The sequence below is a fragment of the Sphingosinicella sp. genome (assembly GCF_013911755.1).
Lineage (GTDB): Bacteria > Pseudomonadota > Alphaproteobacteria > Sphingomonadales > Sphingomonadaceae > Sphingosinicella.
The window spans coordinates 12801-29341 of the sequence record NZ_JACESP010000028.1; the positions used below are offsets into that span (position 1 = coordinate 12801).

15 protein-coding genes are annotated in these 16541 nt (G+C 66.6%); 8 read left to right on the forward strand and 7 right to left on the reverse strand.

The genetic code is table 11. The features are described 5' to 3' along the window. The first annotated feature begins 12 nt into the window (after nt 1–12). The gene (locus H2052_RS15920) at nt 13–1086 is read left to right on the forward strand and encodes a diiron oxygenase (RefSeq protein ID WP_293783846.1); all 1074 of its coding nucleotides are present in this window, start codon (nt 13–15) and stop codon (nt 1084–1086) included. Between the two features lie 2 nt (nt 1087–1088). On the opposite strand, the gene H2052_RS15925 is transcribed toward H2052_RS15920, so the two are convergent. Continuing rightward, nucleotides 1089–2240 (reverse strand): hypothetical protein, encoded by a 1152-nt coding sequence (locus H2052_RS15925; RefSeq protein ID WP_293783849.1) that lies wholly within the window; start codon nt 2238–2240, stop codon nt 1089–1091. Continuing rightward, complete coding sequence (locus tag H2052_RS15930; protein ID WP_293783934.1) at nt 2241–3647, reverse strand: glycosyl transferase family protein; 1407 nt, start codon at nt 3645–3647, stop codon at nt 2241–2243. Between the two features lie 134 nt (nt 3648–3781). Between H2052_RS15930 and H2052_RS15935 the strand changes: the two genes are divergently transcribed. The 7 genes from H2052_RS15935 to H2052_RS15965 are packed head-to-tail and all read left to right on the forward strand — an operon-like array spanning nt 3782 to nt 10999. Beyond that, the gene (locus tag H2052_RS15935; RefSeq protein WP_293783852.1) at nt 3782–4576 is read left to right on the forward strand and encodes a thymidylate synthase; all 795 of its coding nucleotides are present in this window, start codon (nt 3782–3784) and stop codon (nt 4574–4576) included. After that, nucleotides 4573–5088 (forward strand): dihydrofolate reductase, encoded by a 516-nt coding sequence (locus H2052_RS15940; protein WP_293783855.1) that lies wholly within the window; start codon nt 4573–4575, stop codon nt 5086–5088. Before H2052_RS15935 ends, H2052_RS15940 begins: the two co-directional genes overlap by 4 nt. Continuing rightward, nucleotides 5088–6245, forward strand: a complete 1158-nt coding sequence (locus H2052_RS15945; RefSeq protein WP_293783858.1) for a dipeptidase — start codon at nt 5088–5090, stop codon at nt 6243–6245. Before H2052_RS15940 ends, H2052_RS15945 begins: the two co-directional genes overlap by 1 nt. A gap of 24 nt (nt 6246–6269) precedes the next feature. Next, complete coding sequence (locus H2052_RS15950) at nt 6270–7199, forward strand: bifunctional riboflavin kinase/FAD synthetase (protein ID WP_293783861.1); 930 nt, start codon at nt 6270–6272, stop codon at nt 7197–7199. A 14-nt stretch (nt 7200–7213) separates the two neighbouring features. Then, nucleotides 7214–10075, forward strand: coding sequence for an isoleucine--tRNA ligase (gene ileS, locus H2052_RS15955; protein ID WP_293783864.1), 2862 nt, complete (start codon nt 7214–7216; stop codon nt 10073–10075). After that, a complete protein-coding gene (gene lspA / locus H2052_RS15960) occupies nt 10072–10551 on the forward strand; it encodes a signal peptidase II (protein ID WP_293783867.1) in 480 nt (159 codons plus the stop codon). Before ileS ends, lspA begins: the two co-directional genes overlap by 4 nt. Nucleotides 10552–10567: 16 nt before the next feature. Beyond that, nucleotides 10568–10999, forward strand: a complete 432-nt coding sequence (locus tag H2052_RS15965; RefSeq protein WP_293783870.1) for a DUF3035 domain-containing protein — start codon at nt 10568–10570, stop codon at nt 10997–10999. A 3-nt stretch (nt 11000–11002) separates the two neighbouring features. On the opposite strand, the gene H2052_RS15970 is transcribed toward H2052_RS15965, so the two are convergent. From H2052_RS15970 to hflK, 5 genes are all read right to left on the reverse strand, one after another. Beyond that, nucleotides 11003–12625, reverse strand: coding sequence for a helicase HerA-like domain-containing protein (locus H2052_RS15970; protein ID WP_293783873.1), 1623 nt, complete (start codon nt 12623–12625; stop codon nt 11003–11005). Between the two features lie 127 nt (nt 12626–12752). Continuing rightward, nucleotides 12753–14303 carry a Do family serine endopeptidase gene (locus H2052_RS15975; RefSeq protein WP_293783876.1) on the reverse strand — a complete coding sequence of 517 codons (1551 nt, stop codon included), beginning with the start codon at nt 14301–14303 and terminating at the stop codon, nt 12753–12755. Between the two features lie 70 nt (nt 14304–14373). Further along, nucleotides 14374–14568 carry a DUF2065 domain-containing protein gene (locus H2052_RS15980; RefSeq protein ID WP_293783879.1) on the reverse strand — a complete coding sequence of 65 codons (195 nt, stop codon included), beginning with the start codon at nt 14566–14568 and terminating at the stop codon, nt 14374–14376. Nucleotides 14569–14573: 5 nt separating this feature from the next. After that, the gene (locus H2052_RS15985) at nt 14574–15413 is read right to left on the reverse strand and encodes a protease modulator HflC (protein WP_293783882.1); all 840 of its coding nucleotides are present in this window, start codon (nt 15411–15413) and stop codon (nt 14574–14576) included. Then, a complete protein-coding gene (gene hflK, locus H2052_RS15990; protein WP_293783885.1) occupies nt 15410–16462 on the reverse strand; it encodes an FtsH protease activity modulator HflK in 1053 nt (350 codons plus the stop codon). Before hflK ends, H2052_RS15985 begins: the two co-directional genes overlap by 4 nt. Nucleotides 16463–16541: the final 79 nt, after the last annotated feature.

A 16541-nucleotide genomic window follows, 5' to 3' on the forward strand; every position in this document is an offset into this window, starting at 1 on the left:
AGAGGACACGTCATGGCTTTTTTGGACCTGTACCAGCTGACGCCGAGCGGCCCGACCTGGAACGTCGCGCAGGAGTTCCAGACGGTTTTCGATTTCGAATATTCCGACGATCGGGACGATCTCCTCAGCCTCTATGCCAAGGGCAAGAAGATGCAGTGGGATGCGGCCGAACGCATCGACTGGTCGCAGGAGCTCGATTGGGAAAACCCGCAGGGAATGCCGGAGCAGACCATCGGCATCTTCGGCTCGCCGATGTGGGAGAAGATGTCGAAGCAGGAGCGCATCGAACTGCGCCGCAACATGCAGGCGTGGTCCGTCTCGCAGTTTCTGCACGGAGAGCAGGGCGCACTCATTTGCTCGGCGAAGATCGTGCAGCAGGTGCCGGATCTTGAAGCCAAGTTCTACGCCTCCACGCAGACCATCGACGAGGCGCGGCACGTGGAAGCCTACAAGCGCCTGATCGAGAAGATCGGCATGAGCTATCCGATCACCGGTCCGCTCGCGACGCTGCTCGAACAGGTGCTCGAGGACAAGCGCTGGGACATGACCTACCTCGGCATGCAGGTGGTGATCGAAGGGCTCGCGCTCGCTGCGTTCGCGGGCATCCGCGACATGTCCACTTCGCCGCTCGCCGGCGCCGTCAACGCCTATGTGATGCAGGATGAAGCGCGCCACGTCGCCTTCGGCCGCCTGACCTTGCGCGAATATTATCCGCACCTGACAGCGGCCGAGAGGAAGGAGCGCGAGGAGTTCCTCGTCGAGGCGTGCTACCACATGCGCGATCGGTTCCAGTCGCGCGAAGTCTACGAGACTCTCGGGCTCAATGTCGCCGAGTGTGTGGCCTGGGCGGATGAGAGCGAGGGCGCGCGCAACTTTCGCAACCACCTCTTCAACCGCATCGTGCCTGTCGTTGCCGACATCGGCCTGTGGGGCGAGACCGTGCAGCGCGGCTATGCCCAGATGGGTGTGCTCGATTATGTGAACGTTGATGTCGAGGCGCTGCAGGCGAACGACGAGAAAATCGCCGAGGATTTCGACGCGCGTCGCAGGAATATCGAGGAGGTCGCCGGCGTCGCTGCCGAATAGGTTCAGAACCGTGTCGCGATGGTGAGCGCCGGGCCGCTATCCGGCGCGGCATCGCCCGCGACGCGGAACCGGTATTCGCCGCGCAGCTCGATCGTGCCCGTGCCGATCCGCTGCGAAAGTTGCGCGCCTGGTCCGAATTCGAGGCGCGATGCCGTGCGGCCGCCCCCGTCCTGCACGCTGCCCCACACGGCCCCGCCGAGCCCGATCCGCGTCCCCTCGCGCGCTGCGACCGGGTAGAGCGCGAGTGCCTGCGCGCCTGCAAACCCGTCCCGGCTGCTCGCGCCGACGACACCGGCTTCGGCATAGGCGCTGAGATCGATCGGAAGCTTCGCGTCCGCTGCGCGCCACGCGCCGCCGGACACGCGGATGGCCCACGCATTCCGTCCCTCCCGGCCGATCGCGATCAGCCGTTCCCCGCTGACAGCGGGCCCGTCGCGCCCCAGCGGCATCCACGCCGCGCCGAGGGCGCCCTGGGCGCTGCGGCCTTTGAGGTCGAGCCAGTCGTGCGCGATCGCGAGGCGGCCAAAGAGCTCGATCGGTCGCCGCGCCAGCGGACCGGGCGTGTAGCCGAGCCGGATGCCGCTTTGGCCCCCGCCGAGCAGCGGACGGTCGCTAGCGAAGCCCGCGCCGCCGCTTCGGACCAGGCTGTAGGCGTCGACACGCCACGCCTTGTGTAGCGCCGCGCGTTCAGCCTGCCAGAGCGCGGCATTGGCGTGGCCCGGATCGGCGGCGAGCGCCGCGTCGAATTGCCGTGCCGCGGTGCGGCGGTCCCCCAGCGCCAGCGCGGTGTAGCCCGAGGCTGCGAAATCATGGGCTGTCGGGGCGTCGCGTCTCACCGGAACAGATGCGACCACCTGTGCGACGTTTCCGGCAACTTCTGTCAGGGCGACAGGGTCCGGCAAGACGCCGACGGATGGGGCTGGGCGGAGCGCGCGAACCGGCAGCATACTAGGTGTCCCGGCCGGTGAGGCGGCCGCGATGTCTGCGCGTGGGCTGACCACGAGACGCTTCAGCGCCCGTGGACGCGCCGCCGGAGCAGGCCGGGCGTGCGCGGCGAGCATGGCGGCAAAGGTCTCGCGTGCCGCCTCGAAGCGCCACGTCGACCACAGCGCGAGCGCGGCGGCCATGACCGCGAATGCGCGAACGGGGCGCATCTATTCCTCCGCCACGATTTGCGGAAAACGGTGCGCGGTCTTTTCCCAGACCGGGCGCGTCTTGCTGATGAGGCCGCCGACATAGAGCCGACAGGCGCGGAGGGCAGCGAGGACGTTCACGATGTTGGCGATGAAGGCGCGGGGAAGCGCGCGAAGCGCTTCGGCAAGCCCATGCTGGCGTCCGGTGAACATCATCCGCATCGCGAGCCGCCAGACGAGAAGCGCGGTCGTGAGTCGCAGCAGCCAGTCCAGCCCCGCGCCGCGTTCGACGACCGCGGGGAGCGCGCGCGCGTCGGGTACCGTCCCCTTCAGCACGATCGCCGCCGCGTAGGCGATGGCCGCGACGTAGGCGACGACCACGACGAGCGCGTTCAGCAGCGCCTTGCGGTCGCGCAGCAGCATGTAGCGCGCGGCGATCCCGCCCTGCCAGCCGATCCGGTCCCAGCCGTGGAGCGCGATGCCGAGCAGCCAGCGCGATTTCTGCCGCACGGCCGTTTCGAGCGTCGCCGGGAAATGTTCGCGCGTCGTCACGTGCGGCTCGCCGCGCGTACCCGGAATGCGCACGAACACGGCCTTGCCGCCGCGCGCGTGGATGCGGTGGCCGAGTTCGTAATCCTCGGTGAGCGAATCGGGATCGAACGGCGCGCCGCCCAGCGCGTCTGCAATCTGGCCCATCATCTCCCGCTCGAACCCGCACGCGACGCCCGCGGCGGGCAGCGCGGCGCCGATCGCCTCGCGCACCACCATGTCCTTGGTGTGGCTCTCGGCGAACTCGTCGAGGTAATGCCCGGCGATCCAGCGCGACTGCGGATCCGCGAAGGGCACGACCGGAAGCTGCACCATCGCCTTTGCGGGGATCAGATAGTCGATGACATCGAGTTCGCGCGCGTGCGCCACGTCTTCGGCGTCGTGCAGCACGACCGCCTTGAAGCGCACGCCATGCGCCCGCTCATACGCCTCCATGCCGCGCCAGATCGCGTTCAGGCAATCGGCCTTGGTCGTGGGGCCGGGGTACGGCGCGACGATGATTTCAACGCGCGGATCGCCGACCGCGTCCACCGCCGCGCGTGTGCCGGCGTCATTCGGATAGACGCCGACGAAGATCCGGTAGCGTGAATGTCGCATCGTGCGCGTGAACGTCGCGAGCATCTGGCCGATCACGTCCGCCTCATCCCAGGCGGGCACGAACACCGCGATCGGCGCGCCGGCCTCGGGTCCCGCGAGCGAGCTCGCGTCCGCGCGCGCCCAGACGCGGTAGACGGTGAGCCGCCGCCAGAGCTCCCGCGCGAAATAGAGAATGTCGAACAGAAGGTCGTCGAGACTCGAAACGGCAACGCCCGCCGCCGCGAGAAGCAGCAGCTCTCGCGTCAGCAGCCAGTATCCGGCCAGCCAGACATATGCATCCACCAATGCTGAACGATCCCCCCGTTCAGAAACGCATCCGTAATGAAAACGGTTCGCAATGATTTGGCAAGTCCTTATTTTTGAAGGATTTGTGTCTTTTCTCGCCAAGCGGCTCGGGGCGTCGTATATCTCTCGCCATGCAGCAATATCTCGACCTTCTCGCCCGCGTCCGCCGTCACGGCACGGAGCGCGGCGACCGCACCGGTACGGGCACGCTCAGCGTGTTCGGGCACCAGATGCGTTTCGATCTCGCCGACGGCTTCCCGATGCTGACGACGAAGAAGCTGCACCTGAAATCGATCGCGCACGAGCTGCTCTGGTTCCTCTCCGGCGACACCAACATCCGCTACCTGAAGGAAAACGGCGTCTCGATCTGGGATGAGTGGGCGGACAGCGAAGGCGAGCTCGGCCCCGTCTACGGCAAGCAGTGGCGCCGCTGGGAAGCGCCAGGTGGGCGCGTGATCGATCAGATCGCGAACCTCGTCGAGATGATCCGCCGCAATCCCGAATCGCGCCGCCTCATCGTGTCGGCATGGAACGTCGCGGAGGTGGACAGCATGGCGCTGCCGCCCTGCCACTGCCTGTTCCAGTTCTACGTCGCCGAAGGCCGGCTTTCCTGCCAGCTCTACCAGCGCAGCGCCGACGTGTTCCTCGGCGTGCCGTTCAACATCGCCTCCTACGCGCTCCTCACGCAGATGATGGCGCAGGTCACGGGCCTGAAGCCGGGCGAATTCATCCACAGCTTCGGCGACGCGCACCTTTACCTCAATCACCTCGATCAGGCCGACCTGCAGCTGACGCGCCGCCCGATGGCGCTCCCCGAAATGCGCATCAACCCGGACGTGAAAGACATCTTCGGCTTCCGTTACGAAGACTTCGAACTCGTCGGCTATGAAGCGCAGCCGCACATCAAGGCGCCGGTGGCGGTGTGACCAGGGCGTACCGGCCGGACATCGTCCTCGTCGTCGCGCGTGCCGACAACCGGGTGATCGGCAAGGACGGCGCGATGCCGTGGCACCTTTCCGAAGACCTGAAGCGCTTCAAGCGGATCACGGTCGGCAAGCCCGTGATCATGGGTCGCAAGACCTTCGAGTCGATCGGCAAGCCGTTGCCCGGTCGGCACAATATCGTGCTCACGCGCCAGCCGGGATGGCAGCCGCAGGGTGTGACGGTGGTCCCGAATCTCGCCGAGGCGATCGCCGCCGCCGGCCTCGATCCGCGCACGCGCGCAGACGCGATCATGGTGGTGGGCGGCGCGGAGATCTACGCGCAGGCGCTCCCCTTCGCCACGCGCATCGAGCTCACGGAAATCCACGCGGAGCCCGAAGGCGATACCTATTTTCCAGAGCTTGATCCGGCGCGCTGGCGTGAGACGTTCCGCGACGTTCATCCGGCGGGGGAAACCCACCCCGCCTTTGATTTCGTGACGCTGGAGAAGGTCTGATGGCAAAGGCGAAGGTGCGCAGGCGGCGCTGGCCGTGGATCGTGGCGGCGCTGGTCGTGCTCGCCGTCATCCTCTTCTTCGGCCTCGCGCCCGGCATCGCGGAGCGGTCAATGAACCGCATCGCGGGTTCGGGCGAATGGACCGTCAGCCCCGCCGCGCAGGCGCTGCATGACCGGCTCGTGATCGCCGATCTCCACTCCGACACGCTGCTCTGGAAGCGCGACCCCGAAGCGCGTGCCGAGCGCGGCCATGTCGATCTGCCGCGGCTACAGGACGGCAACGTCAAGCTGCAGGTCTTCTCCTCCGTCACCAAGTCGCCGAAGGGCCAGAATTACGAGTCGAACGGCGCCGACACCGACACCATCACGATGCTCGCCATCGCGCAGCTGCAGCCGCCGCGCACATGGGATTCGCTGCTCCAGCGCTCGCTCTGGCACGCCGAGCGGATGCAGCGCGCCAAGGGCTACACGCTGGTGCAGACCGTGCGCGATCTCGATGCGCTGCTGGCCGACAGGACCGCGACCGGCGCGCTGCTCTCGATCGAGGGGCTCCAGAACCTCGAAGGCAAGCTCGGCAACGTCGATGTGCTCTTCGATGCCGGATACCGCATGGCGGGCCTCACGCACTTTTTCGACAACGAGGTCGCGGGCTCGATGCACGGGCTTGAAAAGGGTGGGCTCACCCCGCTCGGTCGCGACGTCATCCGCCGCATGGAGGCGAAGGGCATGGTCGTCGATCTCGCCCACGCCAGCCACAAGACCGTCGCGGAGGCACTCAAACTGGTGACGAAGCCGGTCGTTTACAGCCACGGCGGCGTCAAGGCGACGTGCAACACCAACCGCAACCTCACCGACGAAGAAATCCGCGGCATCGCGGCAACCGGCGGCGTCGTCGGCATCGGCTTCTGGGATGCCGCCGTGTGCGAGCCGACCCCGCAGGCGACCGCGCGCGCGATGCGGCACGTGCGCGATCTGGTCGGCATCGATCACGTCGGCCTTGGGTCGGACTGGGACGGCGCGACGACCGTTGGCGTCGATGCCGCGCATCTCCCGGCGGTCACGCAGGCGCTGCTCGATCAGGGCTTCACGCAGGCCGAAATTGAGAAGGCGATGGGCGGCAACGTGCTTCGCGTCCTCCGCGCCACCTTGCCGCGTTAAGCCGGGCGGGATAGCAGAGCGCGCATGGAACGCATCACGGGGGATGCGCCGCTGCCCGACGCGCTTCGCGGCGGCATCGCGGCGATCGGCAATTTCGATGGTTTTCACATCGGCCATCAGGCGGTCGTGGGCCGGGCGCTGGCGCGTGCACGCGCCGAAGGGCTACCCGCGCTCGTCGTAACGTTCGATCCGCACCCCGCACGCCTGTTCCGCCCGCAATTGCCGCCGTTCATGCTGACGACGGTGGATCAGAAGCTCGATCTGGTCGAAGCCTTCGGCATGGATGCGGCCGTCGTGCTGCGCTTCGATGCCGCCTTCGCGGCGCTTCCTGCCGATGATTTCGTCTCGGGCGTCCTCGTCGGGCGCCTCGGCCTTGCCGGCACCGTCACCGGTGAGGATTTCACCTTCGGCCGCGGCGCGAGCGGCGATCCGGCGAAGCTCCTCGAACTGGGCAGCGCCCACGGCCTCATCCCCGAAACCGTCGTGCCGGTGCGCGATGAAGGTTCGGCGATCATTTCCTCCACGCGCGTGCGCGCCGCGCTGCAGGCGGGCCACTGCCGCGAGGCTGCGGCGCTGATGGGCCGCCCCTTTGCCATTCGCGGCATCGTGGAGCATGGCGACAAGCGCGGCCGCACGATCGACGTGCCGACCGCGAACGTCGTGATCGGCGCCGAATACGTCCGCCCCGCCTACGGCATCTATGCCGCGCGCTGCCGGCTCGAAGACGGGCGCGTGGTGGATGGCATCGCGAATCTCGGCATCCGGCCGATGTTCACGCCGCCCAAGGAACTGCTCGAAGTCCACCTGTTCGATTATGCGGGCGATCTCTATGGGCAGACCATTGAGACCCAGCTCATCGCGCACCTCCGCCCCGAAATGAAACTCGCGAGCCTCGAGGCGCTGAAGGCGCAGATCGCCAAGGATATCGTGGACGCGCGCGCCGCTCTCCTCTAGGGCGTATGCCCGATATGAACGACGATACCCGTAAAGACTACCGCGACACCGTCTTCCTGCCGAAGACCGATTTCCCGATGAAGGCCGGACTCGCCGATGCAGAGCCGAAATGGCTTGCGCGCTGGCAGGGGCTGGATTTCTACAAGCGCCTCCGCGCCGAGCGGAAAGGCCGCGAAAAGTTCGTCCTTCACGATGGCCCGCCCTACGCGAACGGCGACATGCACATCGGCCACGCGCTCAACCACGTGCTGAAAGACATGGTCGTCCGCACGCAGACGCTGCTTGGGCGTGACGCGCCTTACGTTCCGGGCTGGGACTGCCACGGGCTTCCGATCGAATGGAAGGTCGAGGAAGAATACCGCAAGAAGGGCAAGAACAAGGACGAGGTCGACCCCAAGGCCTTCCGCGCCGAATGCCGCGCCTACGCGCAGAACTGGGTGAACCGCCAGCGCGAGCAATTGAAGCGCCTCGGCATCAACGGTGATTGGGACAATCCCTACCTCACGATGGATTTCCAGGCGGAAGCGACCATCGTTTCCGAGCTGCTGAAGGTGGCGGAGAGCGGCCAGCTTTATCGCGGCGCGAAGCCGGTGATGTGGTCGCCCGTGGAAAAGACCGCGCTCGCCGAGGCGGAGGTCGAGTACGAGGACATCGTCTCCACGCAGGTCGACGTGGCGTTCGAGATCACCGAGGCGCCGAACGCGCCGGAGCTGGTCGGCGCTTATGCGGTGATCTGGACGACGACCCCGTGGACGATCCCGGTGAACCGGGCGCTCGCCTATGGCCCGGATGTTGAATATGTAGCGCTTCGCGTTTCTTGGGCAGTTCGCGATAGCGCGGAAACGCCGAATGTGCCGCCGGTGGTCCTTGTAGCGCGCCCGCTCCTTGAAGAGGTGTCACAACGGACCGGAATCGGTGGCTATGAAGAGCTGTGGTCTGGCAAAGGCTCTGCCCTCTCGGGCGCCGTCGCCCGCCACCCGTGGCACCATCTCGGCGGCTTTTTCGCCGAGCCCCGCCCGCTCCTCGCCGGTGATTTCGTCACCACCGACACCGGCACGGGCATCGTCCACATGGCGCCGGACCACGGCGAGGACGATTTCTGGCTGTGCAAGGCCAACGGTATCGAGCCGAAGTTCGTGGTGGGGCCGGACGGCACCTATCAGGCGGACTGGCCGGTCGTCGGTGGCAATCACGTCTACAAGGTGAACGCGCCGGACGGTCCCGTCTGCACGGCTCTGAGAGAGGTCGGCGGCCTGCTCGCGGCCTCCGCCGACTACAAGCACTCCTACCCGCACTCGTGGCGCTCCAAGGCGAAGGTCATCTTCCGCTGCACGCCGCAGTGGTTCGTGCCGATGGACAAGCCGATCGACGGTCAGATCCCGCTCTGCAAGACCGAAGCGGACATCCGCAGCGCGCAGGGTGAGGGCCGCACGCTCCGCGAAACCGCGATGGCGGAGATCGAGCGCGTGCGCTGGGTGCCGGAGCGCGGCGCGAACCGCATCGGCGCGATGGTTTCCGGGCGGCCCGATTGGGTGCTCTCGCGCCAGCGCGCGTGGGGCGTGCCGATCACGCTGTTCGTGCATCGGCAGACGGGCGAATATCTCGTCGATGCGGACGTGAACGCCCGCATCGTCGCGGCGGTTCGCGCCGAGGGCGTCGACGCGTGGACGGGCACCGATCCGCAGGTCTTCCTCGGAGACGCGTACAAGGCCGACGATTACGAGCGCATCGGAGACATTCTCGACGTGTGGTTCGATTCGGGCTGCACGCACGCCTTCGTGCTCGAATCGGGCCGCTGGCCCGATCTGCGCTGGCCCGCCGATCTCTATCTCGAAGGGTCGGATCAGCATCGCGGCTGGTTCCAGTCCTCGCTGCTGCAATCCTGCGTCACGCGCGGCCGCGCGCCCTATGATGCGGTCGTCACGCACGGCTTCACGCTCGATGCGTCGGGCCGCAAGATGTCGAAAAGCCTCGGCAACACCATCGATCCCAACAAGGTGATCGGCGAAAGCGGCGCGGATGTGCTGCGCCTGTGGGCGGTGAACGTCGACTGGCGCGAGGATCACAGGATAGGCCCGGAAATCATGCGCGGCATGACCGATGCCTACCGCAAGATCCGCAACACCTTCCGCTACCTCCTCGGCGCGCTCGACGGCTTCGACGAGGCCGAGCGCATCGCGGCGTCCGACATGCCGGAGCTGGAGCGCTGGGTGCTGCACCGCCTCGCGGAACTCAGCGACGAGCTGCGCGGTTGCGTGAACGACTACGATTTCACGCGCTACGTGACGGCTTTGCAGGCGTTCTGCGTCCACGACCTCAGCGCCTTCTACTTCGATGTGCGCAAGGACAGCCTCTATTGTGACGCCGTGACGTCACCGAAACGACGCGCCTGCCGCACGGTGATGGACACGCTGTTCCACGCGCTCACCCGCTGGTTCGCGCCCGTGCTCGTGTTCACCGCGGAAGAAGCCTGGCAGGCCCGCTTCCCCAGCGAAGATGGCTCGGTCCACCTGCTCGATTGGCCGGAGATCGATGCGGCGTGGCTGGACGCGGCGCTTGGGAAGAAATGGAACGAACTTCGTGAAATTCGTTCGGAAGTCACGGAGGCTATCGAGCCCTTGCGACGCGAAAAGGTTGTTCGCTCTAGCAATGAAGCCGAGGTGAAGCTCTCGGACATTCGGGCAATACTAGCCGGGATGGAGACCCACGATCTTGCTGAGCTGTTTATCGTGAGCAAGGTTCTTCTTGTACCCGGTACAGAGCAAATCTCCATTGCTCGCACCGAGGCCGAAAAATGCGCCCGCTGCTGGCGCCACACCGGCGACGTTGATCCAGCCACCGAGCTTTGCGTGCGCTGCGACGAGGTTCTCGCGTGAGCGCGGCGAAGGGCTATCTCGTCGCGGCGGCGATCTTCGTCGTCGATCAGCTCGTGAAGCTCTGGATCATCGCCGGGCTGGGCCTGCAGGCGAAGGGCAGCATCAATCTCTTGCCGGTCCTCAGCCTCACATGGGTGGAAAATCGCGGCGTTTCGATGGGCCTCCTCCAGGCGGACGGCGCCAAGGAGCGCTGGATTCTCACCGCCGTCACCGCGCTCATCGCGGCGGGCGTTGCCTGGTGGATGCGCAAGGAAACGAACCGCATCGACATCCTCGCGCTCGCGCTGGTGCTCGGCGGTGCGCTCGGCAACATCGTCGATCGCGTGCGTTTCGGCTATGTCGTCGATTTCGTGCACGTCCATGTCGGCGCGTGGAGCTTTTACGTCTTCAATGTCGCCGACGCGGCGATTACGATAGGTGTCGCAATCCTGCTGCTGCGCGCGTTCTTCGAACGCAAGCCTGCGGCAGCAGAATGAAGTGGAGTTGAAAAGCATGTCTTCCCTGACGCGCGCCGCGCTCGCGGCGATCACGGCGCTTGGACTTTCCGCCTGCGGCAGCAGCGGCATCTTCGGGCGCGACGCGCCGGACGAGTTCGCCATCGGCCGCTCCGCGCCCCTCGTCGTGCCGCCCGACTACAACCTCGCGCCGCCGCGCCCCGGCGCCCCGCGCCCGATGGAAACCGATGCGCAGACGCAGGCGATGGAAGCGCTGTTCGGCCCCGGCGTGCGCCCTGCGCCGAAATCGGCGGGGGAGCAGAAGCTGCTTGACGACGCGGGCGCCGCGCGTCCCGATCCCTCGGCGCGCTCCACGGCGGGTGATCCCGCCACGGAGGTCGTCAACAAGGGCGCGCTCCTGAAAACGATCATCGACGCGCAGCCCGCCAATACCGATCCGGCGACGGCAAACGTCTCGATCAACGGCTGATCGTCAGCCGAACTTCTTCGCCATCCCGCGGCTGAAGCTTCCGAGCACGCCGCGGCCGATGCGTCCGCCCATCGGGCCCGCGATCGCCTTGCCGATCTCGTAGCCGATCTGGCTGCCTGCGGTTCCGACGGCGGTTGACGTCGCCGACGCGCTGCGGCGCGAGGGCTTCTTGCCCGCCAGACTGTCCCCGAAATCGCGCGCCTTCTTCGCCACGAAGGCGCCGATCACTGCGCCCGCGATCTTGCCGAGGATGCTGTTCGACCAGCTGCCGCCGCGTCCCCCCGTCGCTTTCGCTTCGGCCTTCGTTTCGGCTTCTGCCTCTGCATCTTCAAGCGCCTGCTCCGCCCGGCCCTTCAGAATCTCGAACGCCGATTCGCGGTCAAGCGTCTCCTCGTAGCGCCCCGCGAACGGTGAGCTTGCGATCATCACCTTGCGCTCCTGCTCGGTGAGCGGCCCGAGCCGCGAGCAGGGCGGGCGGATGAGCGCGCGCTCCACGGGCGCGGGTGCGCCGTCGCGATCGAGCAGCGAGACGAGCGCCTCGCCGACCTTCAGCTCGGTGATCGCGGTCACGACGTCGAGCCCCGGATTGACGCGGAACGTCTCGGCCGCCGCTTTGATGGCCTTCTGGTCGCGCGGCGTGAAGGCGCGCAGCGCGTGCTGGATGCGGTTGCCGAGCTGCCCGCCGACGCCTTCGGGCACGTCGATCGGGTTCTGCGTGATGAAATACACGCCCACACCCTTCGAACGAATGAGCCGCACGACCTGCTCGATCTTCTCGAGCAGTGCCTTCGGGGCCTCGTCGAACAGCAGGTGTGCCTCGTCGAAGAAGAACACCATCTTCGGCTGGTCGGGATCGCCCACCTCGGGCAGCGCCTCGAAGAGTTCGGAGAGCAGCCACAGCAGGAAGGTTGAATAGAGCCGCGGGCTTTGCATCAATTTGTCGGCGGCAAGGATGTTCACCTGGCCCCTGCCGTCGCCTGCCACCTGCATGAAGTCCTTCACGTCGAGCGCGGGCTCGGCGAAGAAGCGCGCGCCGCCCTCGTTCTCCAGCACCAGCAGTTGCCGCTGGATCGCGCCGACGCTCGCCTTGGTGACGTTGCCGTAGCGCGTGCCGATCGTCGCGGCGTTGTCCGCCACATATGTCAGCATCGATTGCAGGTCCTTGAGGTCAAGCAGCATCAGCTGCTCCTCGTCGGCGATACGGAACGCGATGGTGAGCACGCCCTCCTGCGTTTCGTTGAGCCCCATCAGGCGGGAGAGCAGCAGCGGCCCCATCTCGGAGACGGTGGTTCGCACCGGATGCCCCTGCTCGCCGAACAGATCCCAGAACACGACCGGAAAGGCCTCATAGGCATAGTCGGCAAGGCCCATTCCGGCGGCGCGTTTCTGCAGGGCGTCGTGCGCCTTGTGCGTGGCGGAACCTGGCATCGCGAGGCCCGCGAGATCACCCTTCACGTCGGCCATGAACACGGGCACGCCCACCTTGGAGAAGCCTTCGGCAAGGATCTGCAAACTCACCGTCTTGCCGGTGCCCGTGGCGCCCGCGATCAGCCCGTGCCGGTTGGCGCGTTTCAGGTCGAGTTCGAGCCGCTTTTCACCCGCCGCACCGACGAAGATCGTTCCCATTGCCAGCTCCCTGTCCGCCTGCCGTCAAGTAAAGCATGTCGCGCGAAAACGGGAAGCCGGAAAACAAAACCCCGGCCGCGAACGTGTCGGGGCCGGGGTTTGCGCTTCCGTGCAAAGGGTTGGGGGCTTAGTCCTCGTCCTTGCCCATCATCGCGATGCCGATGAACTGCGGCGGGCGTGCGCCGCGCTTCACGAACAGCACCACCGTATCGCGCCCGGCCTTGCGCGCCGCGTCCACGGCGGCGGCAGCGGCTGCGGGCGTCTTCGTCGGCTGCTGGTTGATCGAAAGGATCACGTCGCCCCGCTGCAGGCCACGCTTGGCGGCGTCGCTGTTGCGGTTGAGGCTGGCGATCACGACACCTTCGACATCGCTATCCACGCCGAGCTGGCGACGCACTTCCGGCGTCAGTTCGGCAAGCGTGATGCCGAGGCTGCGCCGCGCCGAGGCCGTGGCCTCGTTCGCCGCCTTGTCGTCACCCGGGGCCGCGTCGTCGCCGCCCGCGACAGCGATCTCGGCGGGACGTTCCACGAGCGTCGCCTGCACGGTCTGGCGCTTGCCCTTTCGATAGAGCTCGATCGGCACGCGGCTGCCGATGCCGCTGTTCGCGACGATCGAAGACAGCGTGTTGTCGACGGTGACTTCCTGGCCGTTAACGCGTGTGATGACGTCGCCGGCAAGGATGCCCGCCTTCTTCGCCGGGCCGTCGTTCTCGACGCTGGCGACGATCTCGCCGCGATCCTTCTGGAGCCCGAGCGCGGAGGCGATTTCAGGCGTCACCGGCTGGATGCTGACGCCGAGATAGCCGCGCCGCACGCGGCCGATCGAACGCAGCTGGTCGATCACGGGGGAGGCCTGTTCCGCGGGAATCGCGAAGCCGATACCCACATTGCCGCCGGTCGGCGAGAAGATCGCCGTGTTCACGCCGATCACGTTGCCGGCAAGGTCGAACATCGGCCCGCCCGAGTTGCCCTGGTTGATCGAGGCGTCGGTCTGGATGTAGCGGTCGTACTGCCCCGCCTGGATGTTGCGGTGGAGCGCCGAGACGATGCCCGCCGTCACCGTGCCGCCAAGGCCGAAGGGGTTGCCGATCGCGATCACCCAGTCGCCGACGCGCACGCGCTCGGATTGGCCGAAGCGCACATAGGGCAGGTCCTTGCCCTCGATCTTCAGCAGCGCGAGGTCCGAAAGCGGATCGCGGCCCACGATGCGCGCCGAATATTCGGTGCGGTCGGAAAGCGTCACGGTAATCTTGTCGACGGGCTCGGTGCCGCCGCGCCCGGTGACGACGTGGTTGTTGGTGACGACATAGCCGTCGGGCGAGATGATGAAGCCGGAGCCGAGCGACTGCGCCTCGCGCGTCTCGGGTTCCTGTCCGTCCTGCTGCTGTTCCTGGAAGCGGCGGAACAGCTCGTCGAGCGGCGTGCCGGGCGCAAGGCGTGGGATGCCGCGCAGGCGGCCGACCTCGATCTCCTGCGTGGTCGAAACGTTGACCACCGCGGGTTGCAGGCGCGCGGTGAGGTCCGCGAAGCTGCCGGGTGCGCCGCCGGGGGCAGCCAGCGGCTGCGCGCTCAGCGATTCCTGCGCCGTCTGCTGGGCGTGGCCCGGTTCCTGAAGGGCAAGTGTAGCGGCGCTGGCAAACAGAACAGCCGCGCCGGTCATGGCTAATGCGATACGCACGTATCTCGTCTCCTCAAGTTGACGCCATGTAAGCACCGCCCGGCGTCAATACAATCAGCCCCTATTGTCTTCATCCCTGTAACCGAACCGCCGCGACGATCGCGACACCCGCGATCACTGCGCCGAGCCCGGCAATACGCACCGTGCTTTCTCCCTGCGCAAACAGCATCGCGGCCGCCCTTCGCATCGCATCGGGAAACAGCGCATAGGCCGCGCCCTCCAGAACGAGCGCGAGGCCGATCGCCGCAAGGAGATCGCTTCCCATACGGATCAGCGACCGCGGACCCCTTGGAACTCGCGCAGGAATTCATTGTCGGGCGAGAGAATCACGCTGGCATTGCCGTCGTTGAACGTCGTCCGATACGCCTGCATCGCGCGGTAGAAGGCGTAGAAGTCCTTATCCTTGCCGAAGGACTGCGCATACACGCGCGATGCCTCGGCGTCGGCTTCGGCGCGGATGATCTGCGCCTGTTTGCGTCCCTGCGCACGGATCGATTCGGCTTCCTGCTGGCGCGCTGTCTGCATCCGCAGGAACGCGGACTGCAAGGGATCGCCAGGCGGCAGGTCGGCGCGCTTGATGCGCACGTCGACGATTTCGGCGCCGTAGCGGCGTGCTTCGCGGTTCACCGCCTCCTGGATCGTGTCCATCAGCTGGCCGCGTTCGGGGCTGAGCAGCGTTGCGAAGGTCTGCCGGCCAAGCTCGTTGCGCAGGCGGGAGCCGAGAATGCGAGACAGTTCGTCGGCGACGCGGTCTTCCGATCGCACGGTCTGGTACATGCGCAGGGGATCGACGATCCGGAAGCGTGCGAAGGCATCCACGACAAGGCGAAGCTGATCGGTGGAAAGCACCACCTGCTGCGGCATGTCGAGATCGCGGATGCGCTTGTCGACCCACACGACGTTTTCGATGAACGGCGCCTTCAGCGTCAGCCCGGCGCCCGTCGCGCCGAAGGGGTCGTTCGGATTATACCGGTTGACGATCCTGTCGGGCTTGCCGAGGCGCACGATGATCGCCTGTTGCGATTCGGAAACGGTGAACAGCGACGTCGTGATCAGGATCAGCGCGAGGAAGGCGAGGCCGACGAGCGCGATCGGGTTGCGCAGGGTCATTGCGCGTCTCCCGTCGCGTTCGCAACGGCGCGTTTTCGCACCTCCGGCAGTGGCAGATAGGGGACGACGCCGTCAGCTTCGATGATCGTCTTGTCCACCTTGCCCAGCACCTCCTCCATCGTCTCCAGATACATGCGCTTGCGCGTCACTTCCGGAGCCAGCCGATATTGTTCGTACACCGCGTCGAAGGCGGCGGCCTGCCCCTGCGCCAGCGAAAGCAGCGACTGGGAATAGCGGCGCGCCTCGTTCAGATATTGCTCGGCGTTCTGCTGCGCGGCAGACACGTCCTTGAACGCCGTATCGACGGCGGCGGGCGGGTCGGCCTGCTTGATGTCGACGCCGACGATGTCGATACCGGCCTTGTAGCTGTCGAGCATTTCCTGCGTGCGCACCCGCACCTGCTCGGCGATCTGCGCGCGCTGCGGGCCGATCGCGGCGTCGAGCGGAACGCGCGCCACTTCCGCGCGCATCGCCGATTCGGCGACCTCGCGGATCGTGGTTTCGGGCTCGGCAAGCTGGAACAGGTACTGCACTGGGTCCTTGATCTTCCAGCGGATTGCATAGGCGATGTCGATGATATTCTGGTCGCCCGTCAGCATCAGGTTCTCGCTGGAGGCGTCGACCGTGCCGATGTCGATCGTGGAGACGGTTTCAACCGCGGGCTTGGTCACGGTTTCGAACGGTGCGGGCAGCTTGAAGTGCATACCCGGCCCCGTCGTGCGCGAATAGGCGCCGAAGCGCTGCACGACGCCGCGTTCTTCGGGCACCACGCGGTAGAACGACGTAAACGCGATCCAGACGAGCACGATGCCGAGGATCACATAGCCCCACGGCATCGAACCACCCTTGGAGCCGCCGGGCAGGCCGGAACGAAGCCGTTCCTGGCTGCGGCGGATGAACTCGTCGAAATCGGGTCCGCCGCTGCCGCCGCCGCGATTGCCACCGCCGCCGGAGCCGCCGCCCGACCCGCCACCCCAGGGGTTGCGCGGACCGTTGCCGCTGCCGCTGCCCCAGGGCCCGGAATTGTTACTGTTGTTCTCCCAAGGCATTCGCTACCCGTCGATTGCTTCCAATGAGCAGCCTATATACGGACGCCTCCGCGCATTTGCGAGACATGCTGACCGGCAA